A 22,166-nucleotide genomic window follows, 5' to 3' on the forward strand; every position below is an offset into this window, starting at 1 on the left:
TTCGAACTGTCGGGACAGGAAAAAACCGCCATCAGGCGGTTTTCGGTCGCAAGTATTTACGCCCGACGTTGATCAGTGAGCCGTCAGGCGGCCGATGATAAAACCCAAGGCCAGCGCCAGTCCAACGGCTTCCAGCGGCTTGTCCTGAATCCAGGACTTGGAACATTCAACCGCATAACCCGGCGCCTCGTAGACCCGGCTGACCTGTTCGGAAACACGGTCGGCCACATGGGTAGCACCGCTGGAGAGACGGTTGACCGCGTCATGCGCCGCACTGCCGGCATGACCGACCGCGTCAAGCGCCGGGTCCACTACCTTGTCGATGGAATCGTGCAGCGTCGAGCCTGCAGATTCCACGCTGCGCTTGAGTGCGTTGCTGGCAGTGGTGTCAGGGTTGTGATCGCCATTGTGTGAAGTCGAGTTTTCCATCTTGTTTCCTTAAAAAAATTCAGCAAAATTTGAAGTTTTCCAATAGCCGTGCCGTGTTTGTTCAGCTTGGCTGCCATGCGCGAATCACGCCCCGAGGACTTGACAGCCAAGTTTAAGGGGCTGGCCGCTTTGGCAAATGTGCGGCGCTGCACGATGCCTTTGTAGGACAGGAAAGACAAAGCCTACCCGGCTAAAACTGAGCCTGGTTTGGGCCAATAATCGAATATTGACGCATGGCTGCACCCCACCCGGCCGCGTCGACAACCGAAGGAATTCAACATGCATGGTTTTTCAAATATTGCTACTCAACGCTACTTCGCAGGCCCTGCCGGCCACAGCCTGACCCGCAACGGGCCTGGCGAAGAGGCCCAGGAAGAGGAAGAAGGCCTGGAACTGCCGGTGAACCCTGACCAGGGAATACCGCTGATTCCGGATGAGCAAGGCGACATCGCGATACCGGCTTGACGCTTGCGCCGGCGGCCAGGTCTGGGGCGGCCTCAACTTTGAGCTGAAACCAGGCCCGGCCAGCGTTCCTGGGTACTCTATCCCTTGCCTCTCATGAAAGCGCATGCTTCAATACAAGCGCTGACGAGCTTGTTGACATAGCATGAAATGCTGCTGTCACGGCAAAAAAGGAGGCCCATGAACACACTGACAAAACTGGTCAGGGGAATGATCGGCCAGCTTAAACCGCAGTGCCTGCGGCGCAGCGCGAGTCGTATGCGTCAGTGGCGGCGGGCGCCATGGCGCAAACCGTCTACCTGTTTTGTGTATCCGCCGGACTGGGAACCGTGATTCGGGCCTGGATTGACCGCCAGGCACTTTCCGAAGCGATGGGTCTTCAGGCCGATCACCAGATACTTTTATCGCAAACCGTCGGCTGGCCGGCAGCCGCTTTTTCGGCTGCCGTGGATGCGGTCAGTCCACCGCCCGTTTGAGGCGCAACTCTTCGAGTTTCACGCTGCCGAAATCAACCGTCTTGAGCGACGGCATTTCACGCTTGAAACCGGCAGCATGTTCACAAAACTCCAGCGCAGGCTCATTGCCCAGCAGCACCCACAAGGTGACTTGTGTGCAGCCCTCATCTTTCAGGCCATCGCGGGCACCGTCCCACAGTTGCAGGCCCACGCCCTTTCTCCAGTGATCGGGCGACACGTAAAGCGCCCAGATCTCGCCCACGCTGGAGCGGGTCTTGGGGTCGCGTGAACGGTCGAAACCGACGAAGCCGACGATCTGCTCGCCGTCTGTGGCCACCAGCACCTGCGGCTCGCTGTACTCGATTGCTTCACGCCAGTAGGCCTGGCGCTTGTCCACGGTCATCTTGGTCAGATAGTCCTCGGGCATCAAGTCCTTGTAGGCGGCTTGCCAGGTGGCAACATGGATTTCGGCAATGGCTTTGGCATCACGGGCAACGGCAGGGCGGACGGAATAGCTGGACATAGAAAAAATCGCTTGTGAAAGTCAGGGGAAGGCCCGGGAGGGCGGATTGTCGCGCAATTCGAATTGGCGTCCGATGCGCTTGGGTTAAATTCAACTTTTTGCTTTGCGCCTTCAAGGTGTTCGCGCTTACCACCTTATGCCAGACCCCCAACCGAAGAGCCCGACCACATTGGAAGAATCCAGCAGCCAAATCTTCAACGCGTGTATCGCAGGCGATGCCACGGTGTTTGAAGTGTCTGCAGCGCTGCCGCTGCTGGTCGCCGCCGAACATGCGGGCGTGTGGCTGCGGGACAGTTCATGCCGCAACGGCACCTGCCGTACCTGCATTTGCCGGCTGGTCAGCGGCCAGGTGGTGTACCGCATCGACTGGCCGGGGCTGAGCCTGGATGAAAAACGCGAGGGCTTCATCCTGCCCTGCGTGGCGTACCCGGCTTCCGATGTGGTGATTGAAGCGCTTTTCTGATTCTCCAACGCCAGCGCTTTTGCATGGCAGCGCACGTTATGCAAAAGCGCATGGGGCTAAGGCATGATGGCCGCATGAAGATGACCCAATTGCAATCCCTGGCGCGCCGGCTTGTTGCAGCCACCCTGACTGGCGGCACCTTGCTGATGGCTGGCGTCAGCATGCCGGCTGGCGCCCTGCCGTTCGAAGACACCATGGCCCAGCGCACGCTGGCCTGCACCGCCTGCCACGGCCCGCAAGGCCGTGCCGCGCCCGGCGGCTACTACCCGCGACTGGCCGGAAAGCCGGCCGGCTACCTTTACAACCAGCTGCTCAATTTCCGTGAAGGGCGCCGGCACTACGGGTTGATGACCGGACTGATCGATCCGCTGAGCGACGCCTACCTGCTGGAAATGGCGCAGTATTTCGCCAGCCTGGACGTGCCCTACCCGGCGCCGCTACCCGCGCAGGCGACAGCCGCGGTGCTGCGCCGGGGCGAGCAGCTGGTGATGCACGGCGACAGCGGCCGCAAGCTGCCCGCGTGCGTCCAGTGCCACGGCCAGGCCATGACCGGCGTGGTGCCTGCGGTTCCCGGCCTGCTCGGGCTGCCGCGTGACTACCTCAATGCCCAGCTGGGGGCCTGGAAGGCCGGCCAGCGCCGCGCCCACGCGCCCGACTGCATGCAGGACATCGTGTCCCGCCTGAGCCTGGAAGAGATCAACGCGGTAGCCAGCTGGGTCGCCGCCCAGCCGCTGCCGGAGAACACCCATGCGGTCAGCGCCCCACCGGCCGCAGCGCCCGGCAACGAATCCCTGCGCTGTGGCAGCGCTTTGCTGCCTGCCGCCGGCAGGCCTGACACGAAAGCAAAAAAATGAAAACCACCACCCGATGGGCACTGGGCATTGCCGTGCTGGCCTTGGGTGCTGTTGGCGCCATCTGGGCGCTCAATGTGCAGGACGAGACCGATGTCCGGACCACGGCAGCTTTTGCCCCCACCGACAGCGTGGTCGCGCGTGGCGCCTACCTGGCGCGCGCGGGCAACTGCATGGCCTGCCATACGGCGCGCGGCGGTGCCGGTTATGCCGGCGGACTGGGCATTCCGACACCCTTCGGCACGGTGTTCACCTCCAACCTCACGCCCGACGCCAATACCGGCATCGGCAGCTGGTCGCCAGCGCATTTCTGGCGCGCCATGCACAACGGCCGGTCCAAGAGCGGCCGCCTGCTGTACCCGGCCTTTCCGTACACCAGCTACACCCAGGTGACGCGCGAGGATTCCGACGCAATCTTCGCCTTCCTGCGCAGCCAGCCCGCCGTGAACCAGCCAAACCGGCCGCACGCGCTTGAATTTCCCTTTAACTCGCAGGCTGCGCTCGCTGTCTGGCGCGCGCTGTACTTCAAGCCGGGCGTGTACCAGCCCGCCGCCAGCCGAGATGCCGAATGGAACCGGGGCGCCTACCTGGTGGGCGGCCTCGGCCACTGCAGCGCCTGCCATTCACCGCGCGATGCACTGGGCGGCAGCCGGCAGAGCCTGGCACTGGCCGGCGGGCTGATCCCGATGCAGAACTGGTATGCGCCGTCGCTGACCTCACCGCATGAGGCCGGCATGGCCAACTGGGACAAGCAGCACATCGTGCAACTGCTTCAGACCGGCGTGGCGCCAGGTGCCTCGGTCAGCGGCCCGATGGCCGAGGTGGTAATGCGCAGCACCCAGCACCTGACGGACCAGGACCTGGGCGCCATGGCAACTTACTTGAAGGCGCTTCCCGGCGCCAGCCCGGCGCCCAAAGCACCGGCCTCGCCGCGCACGGAGCGCGCCCCGGCCAACTTGGAAAAAACTGCAAAACTCTATGAGCAGCATTGCGCGCAGTGCCACGGCGACAAGGGCCAAGGCATCCCCAATGCCTACCCGCCGCTGGCCGGCAACCGCGCAGTGACGATGGACGCCACCGACAACCTGGTGCAGATGGTGCTCAATGGCGGGTTTGCGCCCGCCACCCGGGGCAACCCCCGGCCCTTTGGCATGCCGCCGTTCGTGCTGGTGCTGGACGACAGCGAAGTGGCCGGCCTGATCAGTCATATCCGCAGCTCCTGGGGCAACCAAGCCAGCGCCGTCACACCGCTGGAAGTGACCCGCGCCCGGTCCAACCAGGCGCATTGAACGCTGGCTGTCAGCCTCGCCATCATGTTGGTGGTGGCGCTGGTGGATCGGTCATGCGGTCGCGGTTGGCAAGCGCCGGAAAGCCCCTGAGCCAGAGCACGGCCACCAGCAATGTTCCCACACCGCCCGCCACCACCGACCCGACCGGCCCGAGCAGAGCCGCAGTGGCACCGGATTCGAATTCGCCCAGCTGGTTTGACGCGCCAATGAACACCGAATTGACCGCGCTGACGCGGCCGCGCATGTCGTTCGGCGTCTCGATCTGCACCAGCGTCTGGCGCACTACAACGCTGACCATGTCGGCACCGCCGGACACTGCCAGCGCAACCAACGACAGCACAAAGTGGGTCGACAGGCCGAACACCAGCATGCACACCCCATAGACGGCTACGGCCATCAGCATCGTGCGGCCGACGCGCCGCTCCAGCGGCCAGCGCGTCAGCGCCACCGACAGCACCAATGCGCCTGCCGCCGGCGCCCCGCGCAGCAGGCCCAGGCCCCAGGGGCCAACATGCAGGATGTCTTTCGCGAACATCGGCAACAAAGCCGTGGCGCCGCCCAGCAGCACCGCGAACAAATCCAGCGACACCGCGCCCAGCAACGCCTTGCGTTGCCAGACAAACTCGACCCCGGCCAGCAGCGTGCGCATCGACACCGGCTCGCGCGGCGGCGGCACATGGTCGTAGCGCACTGCCGCGACCAGCGCGCAGCCGACGGCAAACAACAACGCACAGGTCGCATACACCGCCGTGGCACCGGCGACAAAAATGACGCCGCCCAGAGCCGGGCCGCTGATCACGGCGGCCTGCATGCCCGAAGAGCTGAAGGCCATGGCGCGCGGCAGCATCACCGCCGGCACCAGCATCGGCGTCAGGGCTTGCTGTGCCGGCATCTGGAAGGCACGGGCCACACCCAGCATCACCGATACGCCGAGCAGCAGTTCGCGCGACGCCCAGCCTGCCGGCGCGCCCCAGCCCTGCGTTGCAGCCACCAAAAGCAGCGCCACGCTGCCCTGCGTCAGCAGGCAGGCCGCCACAATATGCGCCCGGTTCAGCCGGTCGGCCACATGCCCGGCCACCAGCGTCAGCAGCAGCGCAGGCACAAACTGGTACAGGCCGACCAGCCCCAGGTCCCACGCACTTCCGGTCAGCTCGTACATTTGCCAGCCGACGGCGACCATCAGCATCTGGTTGCCGGTGGTGCCGAACAGCCGGGAAAACCACATGCGCATGAAGGCGCGCTGGCCAATGAGTTCAGCAAAACTGGGGGTGGACATGGGGCGGGAGCTTACCAGCGCGCATCCAAATGCGTGCAAGCCAGCATTCACCGCCACATCGCGCTATTTATTCAATAGCTGTTCATGTCCGGTGTGCTTGCGCAAAAGACTTTTTTAGCTTGAAAATCAAACGCATTCATCATCACTCGGGCGCAGCGAAACCTGTAATTCCCAGCCGATCGTGCGCTCCAAAATGATTGCCAGGACGCACTGCTCACAGACAAAGTTGCGCCGATAATTCAGGCATTAACTTAATGGAGAAACGACATGGCCAAAGGTCAGCAAAACAACGACAAGATGGTGAAAAAACCCAAGAAGGACAGCTCGCCGCCCAAGCTGGTGTCGCCCGACGCGGTTCGCCCTACTGTGGTGACGCAGGTTCCGATTCGCGGCAAGCTGAAGAACAAATAAGCTTTTCATGGTGTTGCCTGACGCTCCGTCCACCGCCCTGCTGCCAGAGCCTGCCCCGGCAGGCGGCCAGCCGGGCAATCCGCTGCACGGCGTCAAGCTGGAAACCATCGTCGCCGCACTGGCTGCCCATTACGGCTGGGAAGGCCTGGGCCAGCGCATCAACATCCGCTGCTTCACCAGCGAACCCAGCGTGGCGTCGAGCCTGAAATTCCTGCGCAAGACGCCCTGGGCGCGCGAGAAGGTCGAAAGCCTTTACCTTTTCATGCTGCGCGAGATCCGGCGCAGCAGCCCGCCGGTTCACAACTTTCCCCCGCCCAGGCCTTGAACCCTGTCAGGGACGTCGCGTGCCCTGGCGCGCAGCCGCTCACCCCTTTGCAAATCCTCCATGCCGACGACAGCCTGCTGGTGCTGAACAAGCCCTCCGGCCTGCTCAGCGTGCCCGGGCGCGGTGAGGACAAGCAGGACTGCCTGAGCCGCCGGGTGCAATCCCTCTACCCTGACGCGCTGGTCGTTCACCGGCTGGACATGGCGACCTCGGGCCTGATGCTGATGGCACGCGGCGCAGCCATGCAACGTGCCATGAGCCTGCTGTTCGAGCGCCGCGAGGTTAACAAGCTTTATGTGGCGCTGGTGGATGGACAGCTGGAACCCGCACCCACCGCTGACGGCAGGGGCCTGATCGACCTGCCGATTGCGGTGGACTGGCCACGCCGCCCGCTGCGCATCATCGACGCTGCCGGCAAGCCCAGCCAGACGCGCTGGCGCAGCCTTGCGTTCAACTCGGAGGCCCATTGCACGCGTGTCGAACTGGAGCCGGTCACCGGCCGCTCGCACCAGTTGCGCGTGCACCTGCTGGCGCTGGGCCATCCGATCCTGGGCGATGCGCTGTATGCGCCCGACGCGGTCCGGGCCCGCTCTGTGCGCCTGCTGCTGCACGCAACCGCGCTGCGCCTGATTCACCCGGCAACCGGTACCCTGCTGTCAGTTGAAAGCCCGCCCGATTTTTGACCCTTGGTGCGTTCGCGACTGCCAGCCGCAATGCCTGGCGCTACCATGCGCCTCATGACAACTTCTCACCTTTACATCCTGACCGGCGCTTCACGCGGCATGGGTCTGTCAATGGCGCGCCAGCTGATCGTGCCCGGACACACGCTGCTGTGCATCTCGCGCAGCGAATCGCCTGCGCTTTCGCAGCATGCCCAACAGGCCGGCGCCGCGCTGGTTCAGTGGTGCCACGACCTGGCCGACAGCCGCACGCTCGGCCCACGGCTGGAAAGCTGGCTGCATGAACAAGGCAGCACCTCCTGGCGCAGCGCCACCCTGATCAACAACGCCGGCGTCATCTCACACATTGGTCCGCTGAGCCAGGCCGATCCGGACGACTTGGCGCAGGCCCTGCGCGTCGGGCTGGAGGCGCCCATGCTGCTGACGTCAGCCTTCCTGCGCGCTACTGAAAGCTGGACGGCTACACGCAAGGTGCTGAATATTTCGTCGGGCCTGGGCCGCAAACCGATGGCGTCGCAGGCTGCCTATTGCGCGGCCAAGTCGGGCATGGACCATTTCAGCCGCTGCGTGGCACTCGAAGAAGCGTTGAAGACCGGTGGCGCAAAAATCTGTTCCCTGGCACCCGGCGTCATCGATACCGAGATGCAGCTGCACTTGCGCAGCGCTGATTCAGAAGCCTTTCCTGACCGCGACAGCTTTGAACGGCTCAAGACCAGCGGCCAGCTGACCTCGCCCGACGAAGCCGCCCGGCGCGTATTGGCCTGCCTGGCGCGGCCGGATTTTGGCGCGCAGCCGGTTGCCGACGTGCGCGACTGAAAACCAGTCAATACACTTCGGGAACGACGATGTCCAGCGGCACCGGCTGGCGCACATAGTCGTCATGGCGAACCCGCTCGGGCAGCACCACGGGCGGATGCTCTGTTTCCTGGTAGGGCATTTGCGCCAGCAGATGGTGAATGCAGTTCAGCCGGGCTTTTTTCTTGTCGTCGGCCTGCACCACCCACCATGGCGCCTCGGGAATGTGCGTGCGCTGCAGCATGACTTCCTTGGCGCGGGTGTATTCCTCCCAGCGGCGGCGCGACTCCAGGTCCATCGGGCTGAGTTTCCATTGCTTGAGCGGGTCGTGGATACGGCCCAGGAAGCGCAGATTCTGTTCGTCGTCGGAAATTGAAAACCAGTACTTGATGATCTGCACCCCCGAGCGAACCAGCATCTTTTCAAAATCCGGCACGGTGCGGAAAAATTCCTCGTACTGCGCGTCAGTGCAAAAGCCCATCACCCGCTCAACGCCGGCGCGGTTGTACCAGCTGCGGTCAAAGAGCACCATTTCACCGGCCGCCGGCAAATGCGCCACATAACGTTGAAAGTACCACTGGCTGCGCTCGCGGTCACTGGGTGCGGGCAGCGCTGCCACACGGCAAACGCGGGGGTTCAGGCGCTGTGTGATGCGCTTGATGACGCCGCCCTTGCCGGCTGCATCGCGCCCTTCAAACAGGATTACCACTTTGTGGCCGGTGGCAATTACCCAGTCCTGCAGCTTGACCAGCTCGCCCTGAAGGCGAAACAGTTCGCGAAAATACTGGCGGCGTCGCTCCCGGTCCTGCGCGCCTGGAGTGTCGGTTGCTTCGCCAGTCAACTGGGCAACGGTCTGGTCCTCAAGCTCCATCTCCAGCTCTTCGTCGTAGCTGTCGATCAGGTCGTGGCGGATCCGCCGCATCACCTCTTCGTCAATTGAATTCATGGTGCGTTCCTGACACTGCGAGTTGGTTGAACCTGGCAGCGTAGCAATGCAATGTTTCAGTTTGATGAAAAGCTTAACCCGCTTGCACGGAAAGTAAAGGCAGCGTGATGAAAGTGCTGAATTGCTACTTTTAAAATAGCACTGTATTCTTATCCATCGTGCGCTAAATCAATTTTATGCTTGAAAAAAGGTCGTCAGCATGTCACTCGGATTTCAGGATCTGGTAAATCTCGTCCTTGCGCTCAAGCCGTTTTTTCTTCAACACTTCCAGCACTTCATCGGCAATCGGCAGTTTGCCCTGCTCATGTTGGGTAATGGCTTGATTGTCGGCAGCGTAATGCTCGCAAAGGCTTGAAAAATGCGCGTCTGAAGCCTTGAGCTGGTTCATTTTTTCAAGGTATTCAGGAAACTCATGCGCCAGATCGTGGTTCAACAATTCCATCTCAACTCCTTTAACAACAAAAATTCAGGCGCCTTCATTGCGCACCACCAGCACCGGCAGGTGGGCATGCGACAACACCTGCGCCGTGACGCTGCCAAGCACCAGTTTTTCCATGCTCCGGTGGCCGTGCGAGCCCATCACCACCAGGTCGGCCTCCAGTGTTTCGGCTGCCTGCAAGATGGCCTGGTAAACCGAATGGCCTTCGACCACCGAACCATTGACCAGCATGCCCTGGGCTTCAAAAACCTGCCGCGCCGCGCCGATGGCTTCGTTTGCCTGCACCGTGGCAGCCCGCAAATAGTCGGACGGGTCAGAGGAAACAACAGCACCGTTGCCGGTTAAGGCATAGGGGTCGATGACATGGATCAGCGTCACTGAACTCCTGAATGCACACGCAATGGCCCTCGCCTTGTTGACCGCGTGATGGGCAACCGGCGAGCCGTCTACAGGAACAAGAATATGCTTGAACATAAGGCCAGCTCCGCGACTTGCAAAACAGTTAAGTGGCCTGGCGCGATGCGCAGGGGTTTGCGTTGCGCCTGATCAGGGCTCAATCCGCACGCCTTTCCAGAAAGCGACGTGCCCGCGGATATTGTCTGCCTCTGGCTTGGGATCGGGGTAATACCAGGCGCAATCGGTGTTCATTTCACCATTGACCAGCAGCGAGTAATAGCTCGCCTGCCCTTTCCAGGAGCACATGGTGTGGTGGTTGCTGAACGTCACATGGTCACGGTTGAGCGAGTCTTCGGGAAAATAATGGTTGCCTTCAAGCACCACGGTGTTGTCGCTTTGCGCAATGACTGCGTCATTCCAGATAGCCTTCATGTCTTTTTCTTCCAGATGTTCGATTGAGGTTTTGCTGGCACTGGCAGCATTCATTTTGCCTGCCGCCAGCATGGAGTTTGTTAGGCAGATAGCGCATTTGTAACAGCCAGGAGGCTGGTGCAGCGTAGGATAAGGTGATTGATGCAGACAATTATTGCTTGTCTGTAAAAATATTTACCGCCTTATCCGCCTTGTCCGCCTTGTCCGCCTGACGGAATTACCACTTTGAGGCAGCCGGCGCCCATGAAAAAGGCCCTCCAGTTTGCAACAAACTTTATCCCGTCCTTTTTTGCCTGGCTTTTGCATGACCTCTCCCGCGCCCGATATTGAACTGTCTGAGGATTGATCCGCAGGTTCGACACACTCGAGCCGCGCTACACCTCTTACCCGACCGCAGACCGGTTCCACGCCGGATTCAGCGAACAGTCTTGCCAAAGCCACCTTGTGCAGCGCGCCGGTAGAGTTCGAGGCCGTCAACCGCGCCCACGGCATCGACTTCCATCGCTATTTCGCGCAGGAACTGCTGCTGCTCAGGCAGTGTGAAGAAGCCGGCCTGATCACCATCGACCCGCAGGCGATACGGATCACGCCCAAGGGCCGCATGTTTGTTCGCGCCAGCAGCATGGTGTTCGACAGCTACCTGACCCAGCAGACCACAGCGGCCTATTCCAGGCTGATCTGATCGCTCTCCATGCAACAAGGGCCGGCCAAAAGGCTGTTCCAATAGGCGGTTTAACGCAAACACGCCCGGTTGGCTGTCAGGCAGCCGGGCATTGCCACCCGAGAACGATTCCCATGGCCATCAAAGCCACCATTCATAAAGCCCAATTGCAGATCGCCGACATGGACCGCGGCATTTATGGCGACCACAACGTCATCATTGCCCGCCATCCGTCCGAAACCGACGAACGCATGATGATCCGCCTGCTGGCGTTCGCGCTCAACGTGCAGGGCGACGACAAGCGCGGCAACCTCGAATTCGCCAAGGACCTGTGGGATGTGGACGAACCGGCGCTCTGGCACAAGGATTACACCGATGCGGTGCTGCACTGGATCGATGTCGGCCAGCCCGACGAAAAGCGCCTGATGCGCGCCGCCGGCCGGGCCGAACGCGTCACGGTGATCAGCTTTTCCAGCAGCACGCCGGTCTGGTGGAAAGGCATTGAAAGCAAGCTGACCCGTGCGGCCAATCTGGTCGTCTGGCAGGTTGAGGCAACGCAAAGCCAGGCGCTGGCCAAACTGGCCGAACGTGGCATGCAACTGCAAATCACGATCCAGGATGGCACGGTGTGGATGAGCACCGGCAGCGAGTCGGTGGAAATCACCCCGCGCCGCCTGACGGCCGGCGGCTAGACCGGCTAACGGGACTCGCGCGGCCGCTCTGCCTGCAGCCCGTCTTTTTTCTCCTGTTCCTCGGCCTTGTAGGCCGGCAGCCGGGCGCCGCAATGAAAGCAGAAATCGGCATTGGCCGCATGGCCCTCGGTGAGGCATTCGTGGCAGGTGCGGGTGGTGACCGGAAACAGGATTCCGCCCCGGTGGGCCGCCATTTCCGCTGTCACGATGCCGGTCGGCACGGCCAGCGTGCCCCAGCCAAGCAGCATCATGAAGGAAGAAATCAGCCGCCCCAGGTCGGTCTTGGGCGTGATGTCGCCAAAGCCGACGGTCGTCACGGTGCTGATGGCCCAGTAGACCGAGGTGGGAATGCTGGTGAAACCGTTGGTCGGGCCTTCAACCACATACATCACCGTGCCCATGATCAGCACCAGCATCAGCACTGCTGACAAAAAAACCATGATCTTGCGCCGGCTTGAACTCAGCGCCCGCGCCAGTGACTGGTATTCGGCCACATAGGCGGTCAGCTTGAACACCCGGAACACGCGCAGCAGCCGCAGCACGCGCACATCGATCAGCGCATGCAGACCGGGAACAAACAGCGCGAGGTAAGTCGGCAGCACGGCAATCAGGTCGATCACGCCATAAAAGCTGGTGGCATATTGCATCGGCCTGCGAACACACAGCAGGCGCGCCAGGTATTCGGCGGTGAACAGCAGGGTGAAAATCCATTCCAGCCACATTAAAGTCCGGCCATGGACTTGGTGAATCGCCTGCACACTGTCGGCCATGACCACGCCGATGCTAAGCAAAATGACGCCGATCAACGTCTGGTCAAAAATGCGTCCGGCGCGGGTGTCGGCCTCGAAAATGATGGTGTACCAGCGCAGGCGCCAGCCTTGCAGGGGCTTTTCTAGCGCAGGAACCGGACGCGTGGTGGCAGATGGCTTCATGCGGTCAAGCGTCTTTGTTTTGATTCAGAAGACCGGCAGGATAACCCAGCCAGAACGTTGCGACGAAACTTGAGGCCAGTCAGCGCCCTTGCCATCCCATCGATGAACGCTCCTTTATTTATAGCTTCTTGCGCTTGCCTGCCTTGCGCAAAAGCCATTTTTCATTCAACTCTCAGGATTCTGAAGGCTGACCGCCTTCGGCTTCCTGCAGCGCGCGCCACATCACCTTGCCCGAGCCGCTCTTGGGCAATACATCGACGAACTGGACAACACGCGGGTACTTGTACGCGGCCATATGGTCTTTGCACCAGTGGATGATCTCGTCTTCGCTGACCTGGCCCTTGAACTTTTCGCGCAGCACCACGACAGCCTTGACGGACTCGCCCCGGTAGGCGTCGCGGGTGGAAATGATGCAGGCCTCCTGAATCGCCGGATGCCTGAACATCAGCGCTTCCACCTCGGCAGGCCAAACTTTGAAACCCGACGCGTTGATCATGCGTTTGAGCCGGTCGGTGATGAAGAAGTAACCCTCGGCGTCCACATGCCCCAGGTCGCCGGAGCGAAAGAAACGCTTGCCGTCGCGTTCGATGAAGGCGGCCTCTGTGGCACCGGGCTGCTTCCAGTAGCCCGAAAAATTCTGCGGCCCGCTCATGATGATTTCGCCCTGCTCGCCCTGCGGCATTTCCTCCAGCGTAAGCGGGTCGATGACGCGTGATTCGGTGCTTATAAATGGAACACCCAGGCATTGCTGCTTGGTGGCGTCGGGCGGGTTGCTGTGCGAAGGCGCAGCGGTTTCGGTGAGGCCGTAACCTTCGGCAAAGCGCAGGCCGTACTGCTCCCACAGCCGCTGCGCCACCGCCTGCGGCATGGCCGCGCCGCCGCCGCCGATATACACCAGGCTGCTCAAATCAAAAGCGGCAAAGTTCGGGCTGGCCAGCAGGTCGATCACCATGGTCGGGATGTTGGTCCAGTGCGTCACGCGCCAGGTTGAAATCAGCCGGCCGGCCAGCTCGCGGTCCCAGCGCGGCATGATGACCAGCGTGGCGCCGCCGTAGATTGACGCATGCATCACCGACACCATGCCGGTGATATGGAACATTGGCACCACCGACAGCACGACATTTTCAGAGGTGCTGTTGCCCCACAGGCAACTGCCGACCGCGTTGTGCATCAGGCTGGCATGGGTGTGCATGCAGCCTTTGGGCAGGCCGGTGGTGCCGCTGGTGTAAGGCAGCACAGCCAGGTCCTGCGGCGCGCTGGTGTGTTCGGGCAGGTAGCTGATGTCGCTGGCGGCCAGTGCATCGGTCCAGACCAGCACTGAGCCGTCTTGCAACACCGGCAACTCGTGCCGGCTGCCCAGCCAGTCGCGCCAGGATTGCGGCATGGCGTTGTCGTCGGGGGTGCCCGCCCTGCCCTCAAAGGCGTCGCTGTAATGCGTCACGATCAGGTGCGCCAGACGGACGGCCGGCGGCAGCGAGTCGCTGGCTTTGGCGAGTTCGGGCGCCAGGTCGGCGGCGGTGATGGCGACCTTGACGTCCGGGTCGGTGATGTAGTGCTTGAGTTCCTCGGCGCGGTTCATCGGGTTCACCGGCACCACCACCGCATCGATCCGCAGGATGGCGAAATGCGCCACCACCCATTGCGGGCAATTTTGCAGGTTGAGCAGCACGCGGTCACCTTTGCGGACGCCGAGCCGATGCAGCGTGGCGGCCAGTCGCTCGGCCTGCTGCATCACAGCGGCATAGCTCAGCGACTGGTCGAAGAACACCAGCGCGGGCTTGTCCGGAAAGCGCAGCGCGCTGACCGCCAGGTTGTGCCACAGCGAGGTTTGCGGCGGCGTGATGCTGCGTGGCAGGCGCTTGGGCCAGAACGGGTAATGCAGGTCGTGGCGTGCAGGCGCGCCGGATACCGTTTGATCGGCAGTCGAAGGACGGGTCAAGGCAGTGCTCCAGGCAGAAGAAAGTCCGCACAGGCTAACCCGAGTGCGTTTTATCCGCATTCGGGTAGCTGCTGATGCACCGCGCTTTTTGTCGCCTGCGTGACGCTGCCTTGGCGCTGGGGCTGTCAAACCATGCAACGGCCAATGCGCTGCTTCCAAGCGGGATGAACAACTTTGGCCACGACGAAATCATTCGCCTGCAAACCATGAATGAAACGTTGTATTCCCTCAAGCGGGCCGCCATCGAACCCGTCGCCACTGGCCCGGCCAAGCTGTTGGTTAAAAATGCGTCCGCCTGACAAAACAGCTGTACCGCAAAAAAACTTCTAATCAACTCTCTTTCAGGAACCGTCGCCGCTTCGCCTCCGAATCGATGAAGCGACTTGTTTTTAACCAGTGGCTATTTTTTTAAGTGGTGCTGTCTCCAGACAAATCCAGTGTGCCCTCGCGGTGACTTGACATGCATTGGCACGTTTTGGGCCTAACACAAAATCTTCAAAGCATTTGAAAACGAAATCAAACTCGGGAATGAAATCCGACCAGCTGAAGCATTTCAGGCGTCGTGTCCGGATCAGCCAAAATAAGCGTTCGTCCAGCGCTTCATGCTCATCCCGCTTTTCCTTGAATCCAGAGCACCCTCCCATGCATCCCGTCAAGTCAGTCAATGAACGTTTTTTCCAGGCTTTTATGTTCGAAGCCCTTGCTATTGCCATTTGCGCGCCACTCGGGGCCTGGCTGCTGGACTACCCACTGGTGTACATCGGGTGGCTGACGCTGATGATTTCGCTGATTGCCATGAGCTGGAACATGCTGTTCAACCTGCTGTTCGACCGAGCCCAGAGTCGCATGGGTTTCGAAAAGACGGTAGCAGCACGCGTCGCTCATGCCGTTCTTTTTGAAATCGGACTGCTGCTGGCCATTGTGCCGCTGGCTGCGTGGTGGCTTGGCATTGGCCTGTGGCAGGCTTTCATGCTGGACATCGGCATTGCGTTGTTCTTCCTGCCGTATACGTTTTTCTTCAACTGGACGTATGACGTCCTGCGGGCACGCTTCATTGCCCGAAAAATCCGGCGCGCCCAGGCCTGAGCCTCGCAGCGCATCAGCCCCTGACAATGCGTCCAAGTGGTAGTTCGCTGGACTCGACGCACTCAAAACAGCCGCGGGCAACCTGGAAATCCCAGCGCTCCACGCGGCAGGACGGTTGCTCGCCAGGACCATGACAGCGCAACAGATTGACCGAATTGGGTATTCCGGCACGCACCCGACTGGAAAGCGCAGTGCCCGCCTGAACGCACCAGAGCCGACGCTCCAGCCCATCAAGGCGCGCTGACAGATCGCACAGTGAAGGCAGGTGAATATGCCCGCCCATGACGATATCGGCGCCTGCCCTTGACCATGCGCGCACGGCAGGTTCCCAGCCGCGCAGGCGGTCATGCTGGTCCTCGACGTGCATGACATGGACCGGCTGGTGGACCACGACGATGCGCAACTGCCCCGGCACGGAACGGTTCAGTTCGGCCACCACCCGCTCAATTTGCGCGCCTGATACCTGGCCGTTCTTGTGCCGCCAGCGGCGCGTCGTCTTCACGCCGACGACATGCAGCCAGGGTGTGGACAACACCGGCTCGACCACCGGGCCAAACGCCTGGCGAAAGTGCGCATACGGGGTGAAGAAGCGTTGGTAGAGGTTGAGCAATGGAATATCGTGATTTCCGGGTATGACCAGCCACTGCGGAATTGCCAGGCTGTCGCAAAAGGCACATGCTTCGGCAAACTGCAACGCTTTGGCGCGTTGCGTGATGTCTCCAGACAGCACCAGCACATCGGGCCGCTGTTCACTGGCCAGTTGCGCCAGTGCATGCATCACGGCCGGCTGAACGGTACCGAAATGCGGATCGGAAATTTGCAGCACGCTGCTCATGCGTCAGCCCGGCTCAGGTCATCGCTCATTCAATCTCCGCCTCGTCTTGCGGCAAGGGCACCAGCAGCAGCAAAGGCTCAGGCGCCACTTCAAAAACCAGCGGCGACTGCATCCAGACGATTTCTCCATCAGTGGCCACCTTGATGCGTTTCATCCGGCGCGGCGTCACCGTCAGGCGGCGAAAAGTGAAGCTGCGGATGTTCTCCGCCTCCCCAAGCCGCCCGAGAACGCCGCGCAGCAACAGGCCAAACAAGGCCAGCGCGCCAATTGGTCGAACCGCCACCGCAGCCATTTGTCCCTGCCTCACAGCTTCGGCTTGCTGCGCATCAATGCCAGCCTGGACAAGTTGCAGACGGTTGTTGCCGACGAACAGCGTGGGTGTGCGCAAGGACGTGGCCTTGCCCGCCGATTCAATGCGCAAGTTCAACTGGCCACGGGCCTGCAGTAGCGTCGCAATGCCGGAGACCAAGGCCACAAAGCGGCTGCGCCCGAACTGCTGCTTCCAGGCTTCGCGGTCCTCCAGCAGCTTGGGATAAAGGCCCACGCTGGCATTGACCAGAAACAACCGGCCATTGACCTTGCCAGCCTGGACCGGCAAAACGCGGCCTCGGAGCAGGACACGGGCGGCTTCGCTGCTGTCTTGAGAAATTGCATTGTCCCGACCGAAATAATTGAAGGTGCCCTGGGGAATCACGCCAAAAGGGCAACCGCTGCCGAGCACCGCATTGGCAACGGCATTGATGGTGCCGTCGCCGCCTGCGGCCACCACCACACCGTGGCGGGCCTTGGCCTGGTCCACGGCGCGCCTGGCCAGTGTGTCAATCGACTCGCTGCCTTCGCACCGCATGAATTCAAATTCGCGACCGCCCTCTTGAAGCACGCGGCTGATGGTCTGCATTTCCTCCTCGGCGTCCCGACGGCCCGAGCCTGCGTTGAAGACGATGAAAAGCGGGCCGTGGCGGGCAATTTCCTGGGGGTCGGTCATGCCGGAAGAATAAACCGGCGATAGTGCTCACGCTGTCAGCAAAATCCGCTTTTCAAGCAGGTCCTGAAGCTTGCCTTTGTGTGCCACGATCAAGGCCGGGCTGGTGAAGCCAGCATCTGCACGGATCCCGAGATATTGACCAGCACTGTGCTCTTTCCCGCCTCGACCGGCACCGGCGCATCGGCCATTTCGGACTTGGCACTCATGGTCATGGCACGCATGCGCGGCATTGGACTTTGGTCGTTGGTGTTGATCGAGACCTCGCGCAGGGCATAGCCACCAAAGCCAAAAGCGCTGGATACTTCGCTCGCCTTCGCCTTGAATCGCTCAATCGCCTGTGCCTGCGCCTCGCCTTCGACCCGGGCGCGTTGTTCACGGCTCAAGGCAAAGCTGACGCCGCCCATGCTCAGTGTCTGTATCTTGCCTGCTGCGGCGGTGATGCGCGGAAAATCCTTGCCCTCTAGCACCAGTTCGGTGGAGCCTTGCCAACCGTTGATCTTGCCGTCCTTGCCGTAGCGCGGGTACAGGCTGAAATTGCCAGTGCGCACGTCCATCTGTCCGGGTGATGCAGATTGCCTGGCCTGCGTCAGCGCGGCCTCAAGCGCCTGCCTGAGTTGCGTCTGGACGGAGCCAGCATCCAGTCCATCACGGCTGGTGGTCAGCGAAATCGACAACAAATCCTGCTGCACCTCAACCGAACCGCTGGCAGAAAGCTGAGCCACGTTTTTCAGTGTCTCATTTGACAAATTTTGAGCAAATGCGCCAGTTGCGCATACTGCCAATGCACAAGCCGCTATTGATTTAGTAGCATTCAGCATATTCGTCTGCCTTTCACAAAGTTAAAAAACACGTTCGAGTCATTGAAGGCAAGTCTGTGGTGAAGACCCAAACCCACAGGAAGCCAAACAGCATGTCGCTGCCTGGCGGCCCTTGTGCGTGCAACCATCCAGCATAAACCCACTGAAACCCGGTAGGCTGCTCGACCCTGCAGCCCCTTTCAAAATGCTACTGTCAACGCTAAACACCCCCATTTCTGCCTCTAAAAAAGAAACATTGGCCACAAAGAAACCACCATCATGGGCCCCGACGGCTTAAATGATATAAATAGAAATATTAGTAATAAAAAGTTTAATTGATTAAAAAAAGAGATATTCGTTTTTTTCCGCCCTCAAAATGGCCTCTGTTACAAATTAAAAGACCATCATGCTTCAAGCCCAATCCAATGCTCGCGCCGACAAAATCCTCATTCTTGATGACGACGCACGAATTCGCGACCTGTTGCGCCGCTACCTGGCCCAAGAGGGTTTTGACGTGATATTGGCAGAGGATAGCAAGGCGCTGAACCGCATCATGCTGCGCGACGCGGTAGACCTGATCGTTCTCGACCTGATGATGCCGGGCGAAGACGGCCTGTCGATCTGCCGTCGCCTGCGCGCGGCCAATGACCGCACGCCCATCATCATGCTGACAGCCAAAGGCGAGGATGTGGACCGCATCGTTGGACTGGAAGTCGGCGCTGACGACTACCTGGCAAAGCCTTTCAACCCGCGCGAACTGCTCGCCCGTATCCACGCCGTGCTGCGCCGCAGGCCGACCGCTGAAGTGCCTGGCGCGCCGTCGAACGACCAGGAAGTCATCACCTTCGGTCCGTTTTCCTTCGACATGAGCCTGCGCACGCTGCAGAAAAATGGCGAGGAACTGCCTTTGACCACCGGCGAATTTGCCATGCTCAAGACCCTGGTACGCCATCCGCGTCAGCCGCTGTCGCGTGAAAAACTGGCGCAACTGGCACGCGGACGGGAATTTGAGCCTTTTGACCGCAGTCTGGATGTGCAGGTGTCGCGCCTGCGCAAGTTGATTGAAACCGATGCTGCGGTCCCGCGCTACATCCAGACCGTCTGGGGAATCGGCTACGTGTTCGTGCCGGACGGCAACAACTGAACTCCATCCGCCTTCATTTGAATTCCGGTCTTGGTCTGCGGAGGGTCAGATCAAGCGTGCTGGTCGAGTGATAATCGTCTAATCTCCAGCCAGCGCGCCGTGCCGGGTTCACGGTTCAGTCTGAACTCCGATGACGCTCCCCCCTTTGCCATGCAAACTTCTCGTCCGTCCCTGCTTGAAACCGAACCTGCACCGCTGGAAGCTCGCCCGCGCCGACGAATCAACCTGTTTTGGCGGACTTTTTTCTATCTGGCATTGCTGCTGTTCGGCTCGATCATTGCCTGGGTACAGACATTCCGTGCCCTCGAAACCGGGCCTCGGGCAATTCAAAGTGCACAGCAACTGGCTACCCTGGTCAATACGGCCCGTGTGGCGCTGCGCTATACCGATCCGATTGGTCGCGGCTTATTGATCAAGACACTGGCAGAGGAAGAGCATGTCCGCATCATGGCGCGCAGTCCGAAGGACGCTTTCGAGCCTTACATCAGTGATGAATTCGGTGAGAGGATTGCCAATGAACTGACCCGGCGTCTTGGCACTGGCACAGTGGTAGCCGGTGCCATGAACAAAAAGGAAGGTTTGTGGATCGGCTTTTCCATTGATAACCAAGCGTATTGGCTGCTGACCGATCCTTCCCAATTGGGACCGTCGCGCACCAGCACCTGGGCGATCTGGCTGGTCACGGCGGCGGCCTTGTCGATGGCCGGTGCGGCAGTGATTGCGCGCTTGATCAACCAGCCGCTCAAACAACTGTCTTTTGCAGCCAGCCGGATGCGCGATGGCGATTTCGATGCCAGCCGGCTCGATGAGCAGGTGGCAACCAGCGAGGTCCGGGAGGTCAATATTGGCTTTAACCGAATGGCCGCGCAATTGTCCAAAATCGAGCAGGACCGGGTGGTGATGCTGGCAGGCATTTCGCATGACTTGCGTACCCCGCTGGCACGGCTTCGTCTGGAAACCGAAATGAGTGTGTCTGACCCTGACGCGCGCCAGCACATGGTGGCAGACATTGCCCAGCTCGATGCCATCATCGACAAATTTCTCGATTACGCCCGGCCTGAACCGGCCCATCTGGAGCCTATCGTGCTCAATGATGTGATTGCGCAATCGCTGTATTCGGTGGCCGATTACCCGGACATGAACGTTTCCGTCAGCATTCCGGAAAACACGCGGGTGCTGGCCGACAAGGTTGATCTGTCGCGGGTGATTGCCAACCTGTTGGAAAATTCAAGGCGTTATGGCAGGAGCAGCGACACCGGCATGGCGCATGTGGACATCTCTGCCCGCATCAGCGAGGCCTGGGTGCTGCTGAAAATCCGCGACCATGGCAATGGCGTGGCATCTGATGTGTTGTCCCGGCTTACCAATCCATTTTTCAGGGGCGATGTTGCCCGTACCGAGGCCACCGGCGCAGGTTTGGGGCTGGCGATAGCCGAAAAAACCGTGCTCCGCATGGGGGGTCTGTTCAGCTTGTCCAACACCGGCTCCGGCGGCCTGGCAGCGCATATCAAGCTGCGCCGGGGTTAAGCACAGACCGAACCTTCAGGCCTGGCTGAATTTATAGTAAAAAAGGCTTTTCCGCAATCTGCACAAGTATTTACAGCTATCAATAAAGTAGCGCTACAGCGCGTGCTTCCAGGCTCAGGCCTTGGCCTACAGGACCCAGCTTTTCGGCGGTCTTGGCCTTTACGTTCATCCGGTCTTGCGGCATTCCCAGTGCCTGCGCAATACGCAAGCGCATCGCCGGAATATGTGATGCCAGTTTGGGCGACTGCGCAATGATGGTGCTGTCAATATTGCCGATGCGCAGGCCGCGTTCAGCCAGCATGCGCCCGGTCTCGCGCAGCAGGACGATCGAGTCGGCGCCCTTGTAGCGGGCATCAGTGTCAGGGAAATGGCTGCCGATGTCGCCCATTCCCGCCGCACCCAGCAACGCATCGATGATGGCGTGCAGCAGCACATCAGCGTCCGAATGGCCGAGCAGGCCCAGCGTGTGGGGTACCTCAACACCGCCCAGGATGAGTTTGCGGCCGGGCACCAGCGCGTGCGTGTCCCAGCCTTCGCCGATGCGGAACGGAGTAAGCGGCTCAATGGGGTCGGAATTCATGGATTGGGCTTTCGTGGGGTCAAGAGTGTCGGGGAAACGCGGCAGCAGTCAGACCGATTGGCTGCGGTTCAACAAGATTGCTTCGGCCAGTGCAAAGTCTTCCGGGTACGTCACCTTGAAGTTCTGCGCGCTGCCGGCCACCAGCCGGGGGGCCAGGCCCAGCATTTCGATGGCGCTGGACTCGTCGGTGACCGATGCGCCAGCCAGCGCAAGCGCCTGCATCAACAGGCCGATGCGAAACATCTGTGGCGTTTGCGCCAGCCATTTGTCGCTGCGGTCCAGCGTGGCGGCGACTCGGCCCTTGCGTTCGAGCGTGCCTTCGCTTTTCAGTGTGTCCGGCAGCTTGTGTGCCAGCAGGCCACCGACGGCATCGTGCTGGCAGGCGTCAATCAGCTGGTTGATCTGGCCTGGCGTCACCAGGCAGCGCGCGGCGTCGTGTACGAGTACCCAGTCGTGCGCTTCAGCCCCGCCTTTAAGCAGCGCCTCCAATCCTTGGCGCACACTGTCGGCGCGGCTGGCGCCACCGCAGGCTGACACGTCGAAACCCGCCTCGGCCATGGAATCCAAAAAACAGTCGCCAGGTGCCACCACCACCAGTGTTTGCGCCAGCCGCACGACCTGACGGAACGCCGCCAGCGTGTGCAGCACCATCGGCAGGCCGGCAATTTTCTGGTATTGCTTGGCTTGGCCTGAAAGTGAAGTGCCGGCCCGGCTGCCCTGGCCAGCACAGGGAATCAATGCGAAAAAACGGGTGCTGGAACGGTTTTCGGCTGCGCTTGTCATCATTACTTCATCATAGATTCTAAAATCGGGGCG

29 protein-coding genes are annotated in these 22,166 nt (G+C 60.8%); 15 read left to right on the top strand and 14 right to left on the bottom strand.

The window, feature by feature from the left end:
• Positions 1-72: 72 nt before the first annotated feature.
• On the bottom strand, positions 73-429 hold the full coding sequence (locus tag IWX87_RS06455) for a YqjD family protein (protein WP_196862706.1): 357 nt from the start codon (positions 427-429) through the stop codon (positions 73-75).
• 279 nt (positions 430-708) lie between these two features.
• Here IWX87_RS06455 and IWX87_RS06460 point away from each other — a divergent pair, with 279 nt between their 5' ends.
• Together IWX87_RS06460 and IWX87_RS06465 are read left to right on the top strand one after the other, a co-directional pair.
• Positions 709-894 carry a hypothetical protein gene (locus IWX87_RS06460; RefSeq protein ID WP_196862707.1) on the top strand — a complete coding sequence of 62 codons (186 nt, stop codon included), beginning with the start codon at positions 709-711 and terminating at the stop codon, positions 892-894.
• A 230-nt stretch (positions 895-1,124) separates the two neighbouring features.
• On the top strand, positions 1,125-1,367 hold the full coding sequence (locus IWX87_RS06465) for a nitroreductase family protein (RefSeq protein WP_280757470.1): 243 nt from the start codon (positions 1,125-1,127) through the stop codon (positions 1,365-1,367).
• Here IWX87_RS06465 and IWX87_RS06470 read toward each other — a convergent pair.
• Positions 1,348-1,869, bottom strand: a complete 522-nt coding sequence (locus tag IWX87_RS06470; protein WP_196862708.1) for a GNAT family N-acetyltransferase — start codon at positions 1,867-1,869, stop codon at positions 1,348-1,350. The genes IWX87_RS06465 and IWX87_RS06470 overlap by 20 nt on opposite strands.
• A gap of 136 nt (positions 1,870-2,005) precedes the next feature.
• Here IWX87_RS06470 and IWX87_RS06475 point away from each other — a divergent pair, with 136 nt between their 5' ends.
• The 3 genes from IWX87_RS06475 to IWX87_RS06485 all read left to right on the top strand — a co-directional run bounded on the left by IWX87_RS06475 (position 2,006) and on the right by IWX87_RS06485 (position 4,472).
• Positions 2,006-2,332, top strand: a complete 327-nt coding sequence (locus tag IWX87_RS06475) for a 2Fe-2S iron-sulfur cluster binding domain-containing protein (protein WP_196862709.1) — start codon at positions 2,006-2,008, stop codon at positions 2,330-2,332.
• A gap of 80 nt (positions 2,333-2,412) precedes the next feature.
• Positions 2,413-3,186 (top strand): cytochrome c, encoded by a 774-nt coding sequence (locus IWX87_RS06480; protein ID WP_370583800.1) that lies wholly within the window; start codon positions 2,413-2,415, stop codon positions 3,184-3,186.
• Complete coding sequence (locus IWX87_RS06485; protein WP_196862711.1) at positions 3,183-4,472, top strand: cytochrome c; 1,290 nt, start codon at positions 3,183-3,185, stop codon at positions 4,470-4,472. Before IWX87_RS06480 ends, IWX87_RS06485 begins: the two co-directional genes overlap by 4 nt.
• Positions 4,473-4,494: 22 nt before the next feature.
• Here IWX87_RS06485 and IWX87_RS06490 read toward each other — a convergent pair whose 3' ends face one another.
• Entirely contained in the window at positions 4,495-5,748 is a 1,254-nt protein-coding gene (locus IWX87_RS06490) for an MFS transporter (protein WP_196862712.1), read from the bottom strand.
• Positions 5,749-6,015: 267 nt separating this feature from the next.
• On the opposite strand from IWX87_RS06490, the gene IWX87_RS06495 reads away from it, so the two are divergent.
• From IWX87_RS06495 to IWX87_RS06510, 4 genes are read left to right on the top strand one after another with little or no spacing between them, the layout of a single operon-like run.
• Entirely contained in the window at positions 6,016-6,159 is a 144-nt protein-coding gene (locus tag IWX87_RS06495; protein WP_196862713.1) for a hypothetical protein, read from the top strand.
• Positions 6,160-6,166: 7 nt separating this feature from the next.
• Positions 6,167-6,484 carry a VF530 family DNA-binding protein gene (locus IWX87_RS06500; protein WP_196862714.1) on the top strand — a complete coding sequence of 106 codons (318 nt, stop codon included), beginning with the start codon at positions 6,167-6,169 and terminating at the stop codon, positions 6,482-6,484.
• Positions 6,481-7,167, top strand: a complete 687-nt coding sequence (locus tag IWX87_RS06505) for a pseudouridine synthase (protein WP_196862715.1) — start codon at positions 6,481-6,483, stop codon at positions 7,165-7,167. The genes IWX87_RS06500 and IWX87_RS06505 overlap by 4 nt, the downstream gene beginning before the upstream one ends.
• A 54-nt stretch (positions 7,168-7,221) precedes the next feature.
• On the top strand, positions 7,222-7,980 hold the full coding sequence (locus IWX87_RS06510; RefSeq protein ID WP_196862716.1) for an SDR family NAD(P)-dependent oxidoreductase: 759 nt from the start codon (positions 7,222-7,224) through the stop codon (positions 7,978-7,980).
• A gap of 7 nt (positions 7,981-7,987) precedes the next feature.
• On the opposite strand, the gene ppk2 is transcribed toward IWX87_RS06510, so the two are convergent.
• The 4 genes from ppk2 to IWX87_RS06530 form a co-directional block, all read right to left on the bottom strand.
• Positions 7,988-8,905, bottom strand: coding sequence for a polyphosphate kinase 2 (gene ppk2 / locus IWX87_RS06515; RefSeq protein WP_196862717.1), 918 nt, complete (start codon positions 8,903-8,905; stop codon positions 7,988-7,990).
• A 202-nt stretch (positions 8,906-9,107) separates the two neighbouring features.
• Positions 9,108-9,347, bottom strand: a complete 240-nt coding sequence (locus tag IWX87_RS06520) for a YdcH family protein (RefSeq protein ID WP_196862718.1) — start codon at positions 9,345-9,347, stop codon at positions 9,108-9,110.
• 24 nt (positions 9,348-9,371) lie between these two features.
• Positions 9,372-9,818, bottom strand: a complete 447-nt coding sequence (locus IWX87_RS06525; protein ID WP_196862719.1) for a universal stress protein — start codon at positions 9,816-9,818, stop codon at positions 9,372-9,374.
• A gap of 72 nt (positions 9,819-9,890) precedes the next feature.
• Positions 9,891-10,172, bottom strand: coding sequence for a DUF427 domain-containing protein (locus IWX87_RS06530; protein WP_196862918.1), 282 nt, complete (start codon positions 10,170-10,172; stop codon positions 9,891-9,893).
• Between the two features lie 442 nt (positions 10,173-10,614).
• Between IWX87_RS06530 and IWX87_RS06535 the strand changes: the two genes are divergently transcribed.
• Both IWX87_RS06535 and IWX87_RS06540 read left to right on the top strand, forming a co-directional pair.
• A complete protein-coding gene (locus IWX87_RS06535) occupies positions 10,615-10,854 on the top strand; it encodes a hypothetical protein (RefSeq protein WP_196862720.1) in 240 nt (79 codons plus the stop codon).
• A gap of 113 nt (positions 10,855-10,967) precedes the next feature.
• Positions 10,968-11,525, top strand: a complete 558-nt coding sequence (locus IWX87_RS06540) for a YaeQ family protein (RefSeq protein ID WP_196862721.1) — start codon at positions 10,968-10,970, stop codon at positions 11,523-11,525.
• Between the two features lie 5 nt (positions 11,526-11,530).
• On the opposite strand, the gene IWX87_RS06545 is transcribed toward IWX87_RS06540, so the two are convergent.
• Positions 11,531-12,457, bottom strand: coding sequence for an ion transporter (locus IWX87_RS06545; protein ID WP_196862722.1), 927 nt, complete (start codon positions 12,455-12,457; stop codon positions 11,531-11,533).
• Between the two features lie 172 nt (positions 12,458-12,629).
• Positions 12,630-14,396, bottom strand: a complete 1,767-nt coding sequence (locus IWX87_RS06550) for a long-chain fatty acid--CoA ligase (RefSeq protein WP_231374643.1) — start codon at positions 14,394-14,396, stop codon at positions 12,630-12,632.
• A gap of 74 nt (positions 14,397-14,470) precedes the next feature.
• Here IWX87_RS06550 and IWX87_RS06555 point away from each other — a divergent pair, with 74 nt between their 5' ends.
• Entirely contained in the window at positions 14,471-14,695 is a 225-nt protein-coding gene (locus tag IWX87_RS06555; RefSeq protein WP_196862724.1) for a hypothetical protein, read from the top strand.
• A gap of 343 nt (positions 14,696-15,038) precedes the next feature.
• Positions 15,039-15,482 (top strand): multidrug/biocide efflux PACE transporter, encoded by a 444-nt coding sequence (locus tag IWX87_RS06560; protein WP_196862725.1) that lies wholly within the window; start codon positions 15,039-15,041, stop codon positions 15,480-15,482.
• A gap of 13 nt (positions 15,483-15,495) precedes the next feature.
• Here the strand turns inward: IWX87_RS06560 and IWX87_RS06565 are convergent, their stop codons facing one another.
• The 3 genes from IWX87_RS06565 to IWX87_RS06575 all read right to left on the bottom strand — a co-directional run bounded on the left by IWX87_RS06565 (position 15,496) and on the right by IWX87_RS06575 (position 18,120).
• Positions 15,496-16,317, bottom strand: a complete 822-nt coding sequence (locus tag IWX87_RS06565) for a metallophosphoesterase (RefSeq protein ID WP_196862726.1) — start codon at positions 16,315-16,317, stop codon at positions 15,496-15,498.
• Between the two features lie 25 nt (positions 16,318-16,342).
• Positions 16,343-17,302 carry a diacylglycerol kinase family protein gene (locus IWX87_RS06570; protein WP_196862727.1) on the bottom strand — a complete coding sequence of 320 codons (960 nt, stop codon included), beginning with the start codon at positions 17,300-17,302 and terminating at the stop codon, positions 16,343-16,345.
• 89 nt (positions 17,303-17,391) lie between these two features.
• A complete protein-coding gene (locus tag IWX87_RS06575; protein WP_196862728.1) occupies positions 17,392-18,120 on the bottom strand; it encodes an SIMPL domain-containing protein in 729 nt (242 codons plus the stop codon).
• A 385-nt stretch (positions 18,121-18,505) separates the two neighbouring features.
• Here IWX87_RS06575 and ompR point away from each other — a divergent pair, with 385 nt between their 5' ends.
• Together ompR and IWX87_RS06585 are read left to right on the top strand one after the other, a co-directional pair.
• The gene (gene ompR / locus IWX87_RS06580; RefSeq protein WP_196862729.1) at positions 18,506-19,243 is read left to right on the top strand and encodes a two-component system response regulator OmpR; all 738 of its coding nucleotides are present in this window, start codon (positions 18,506-18,508) and stop codon (positions 19,241-19,243) included.
• A gap of 150 nt (positions 19,244-19,393) precedes the next feature.
• Positions 19,394-20,770, top strand: coding sequence for an ATP-binding protein (locus IWX87_RS06585; protein ID WP_196862730.1), 1,377 nt, complete (start codon positions 19,394-19,396; stop codon positions 20,768-20,770).
• 79 nt (positions 20,771-20,849) lie between these two features.
• On the opposite strand, the gene ispF is transcribed toward IWX87_RS06585, so the two are convergent.
• Together ispF and ispD are read right to left on the bottom strand one after the other, a co-directional pair.
• Positions 20,850-21,350, bottom strand: coding sequence for a 2-C-methyl-D-erythritol 2,4-cyclodiphosphate synthase (gene ispF, locus IWX87_RS19595; protein WP_231374644.1), 501 nt, complete (start codon positions 21,348-21,350; stop codon positions 20,850-20,852).
• Positions 21,351-21,398: 48 nt separating this feature from the next.
• Entirely contained in the window at positions 21,399-22,133 is a 735-nt protein-coding gene (gene ispD, locus IWX87_RS19600) for a 2-C-methyl-D-erythritol 4-phosphate cytidylyltransferase (protein ID WP_231374645.1), read from the bottom strand.
• Between the last annotated feature and the right edge of the window lie 33 nt (positions 22,134-22,166).

This window comes from Polaromonas sp. CG_9.7 (genome assembly GCF_015752205.1).
GTDB lineage: Bacteria > Pseudomonadota > Gammaproteobacteria > Burkholderiales > Burkholderiaceae_C > Polaromonas.

Coding starts and splice junctions, on each gene's coding strand:
- IWX87_RS06455 (WP_196862706.1), bottom strand. CDS start 429: ATGGAAAACTCGACTTCACACAATGGCGATCACAACCCTGACACCACT.
- IWX87_RS06460 (WP_196862707.1), top strand. CDS start 709: ATGCATGGTTTTTCAAATATTGCTACTCAACGCTACTTCGCAGGCCCT.
- IWX87_RS06470 (WP_196862708.1), bottom strand. CDS start 1,869: ATGTCCAGCTATTCCGTCCGCCCTGCCGTTGCCCGTGATGCCAAAGCC.
- IWX87_RS06475 (WP_196862709.1), top strand. CDS start 2,006: ATGCCAGACCCCCAACCGAAGAGCCCGACCACATTGGAAGAATCCAGC.
- IWX87_RS06480 (WP_370583800.1), top strand. CDS start 2,413: ATGACCCAATTGCAATCCCTGGCGCGCCGGCTTGTTGCAGCCACCCTG.
- IWX87_RS06485 (WP_196862711.1), top strand. CDS start 3,183: ATGAAAACCACCACCCGATGGGCACTGGGCATTGCCGTGCTGGCCTTG.
- IWX87_RS06490 (WP_196862712.1), bottom strand. CDS start 5,748: ATGTCCACCCCCAGTTTTGCTGAACTCATTGGCCAGCGCGCCTTCATG.
- IWX87_RS06495 (WP_196862713.1), top strand. CDS start 6,016: ATGGCCAAAGGTCAGCAAAACAACGACAAGATGGTGAAAAAACCCAAG.
- IWX87_RS06500 (WP_196862714.1), top strand. CDS start 6,167: ATGGTGTTGCCTGACGCTCCGTCCACCGCCCTGCTGCCAGAGCCTGCC.
- IWX87_RS06510 (WP_196862716.1), top strand. CDS start 7,222: ATGACAACTTCTCACCTTTACATCCTGACCGGCGCTTCACGCGGCATG.
- ppk2 (WP_196862717.1), bottom strand. CDS start 8,905: ATGAATTCAATTGACGAAGAGGTGATGCGGCGGATCCGCCACGACCTG.
- IWX87_RS06520 (WP_196862718.1), bottom strand. CDS start 9,347: ATGGAATTGTTGAACCACGATCTGGCGCATGAGTTTCCTGAATACCTT.
- IWX87_RS06525 (WP_196862719.1), bottom strand. CDS start 9,818: ATGTTCAAGCATATTCTTGTTCCTGTAGACGGCTCGCCGGTTGCCCAT.
- IWX87_RS06530 (WP_196862918.1), bottom strand. CDS start 10,172: ATGAAGGCTATCTGGAATGACGCAGTCATTGCGCAAAGCGACAACACC.
- IWX87_RS06540 (WP_196862721.1), top strand. CDS start 10,968: ATGGCCATCAAAGCCACCATTCATAAAGCCCAATTGCAGATCGCCGAC.
- IWX87_RS06545 (WP_196862722.1), bottom strand. CDS start 12,457: ATGAAGCCATCTGCCACCACGCGTCCGGTTCCTGCGCTAGAAAAGCCC.
- IWX87_RS06555 (WP_196862724.1), top strand. CDS start 14,471: ATGCACCGCGCTTTTTGTCGCCTGCGTGACGCTGCCTTGGCGCTGGGG.
- IWX87_RS06560 (WP_196862725.1), top strand. CDS start 15,039: ATGCATCCCGTCAAGTCAGTCAATGAACGTTTTTTCCAGGCTTTTATG.
- IWX87_RS06565 (WP_196862726.1), bottom strand. CDS start 16,317: ATGAGCAGCGTGCTGCAAATTTCCGATCCGCATTTCGGTACCGTTCAG.
- IWX87_RS06570 (WP_196862727.1), bottom strand. CDS start 17,302: ATGACCGACCCCCAGGAAATTGCCCGCCACGGCCCGCTTTTCATCGTC.
- IWX87_RS06575 (WP_196862728.1), bottom strand. CDS start 18,120: ATGCTGAATGCTACTAAATCAATAGCGGCTTGTGCATTGGCAGTATGC.
- ompR (WP_196862729.1), top strand. CDS start 18,506: ATGCTTCAAGCCCAATCCAATGCTCGCGCCGACAAAATCCTCATTCTT.
- IWX87_RS06585 (WP_196862730.1), top strand. CDS start 19,394: ATGCAAACTTCTCGTCCGTCCCTGCTTGAAACCGAACCTGCACCGCTG.
- ispF (WP_231374644.1), bottom strand. CDS start 21,350: ATGAATTCCGACCCCATTGAGCCGCTTACTCCGTTCCGCATCGGCGAA.
- ispD (WP_231374645.1), bottom strand. CDS start 22,133: ATGACAAGCGCAGCCGAAAACCGTTCCAGCACCCGTTTTTTCGCATTG.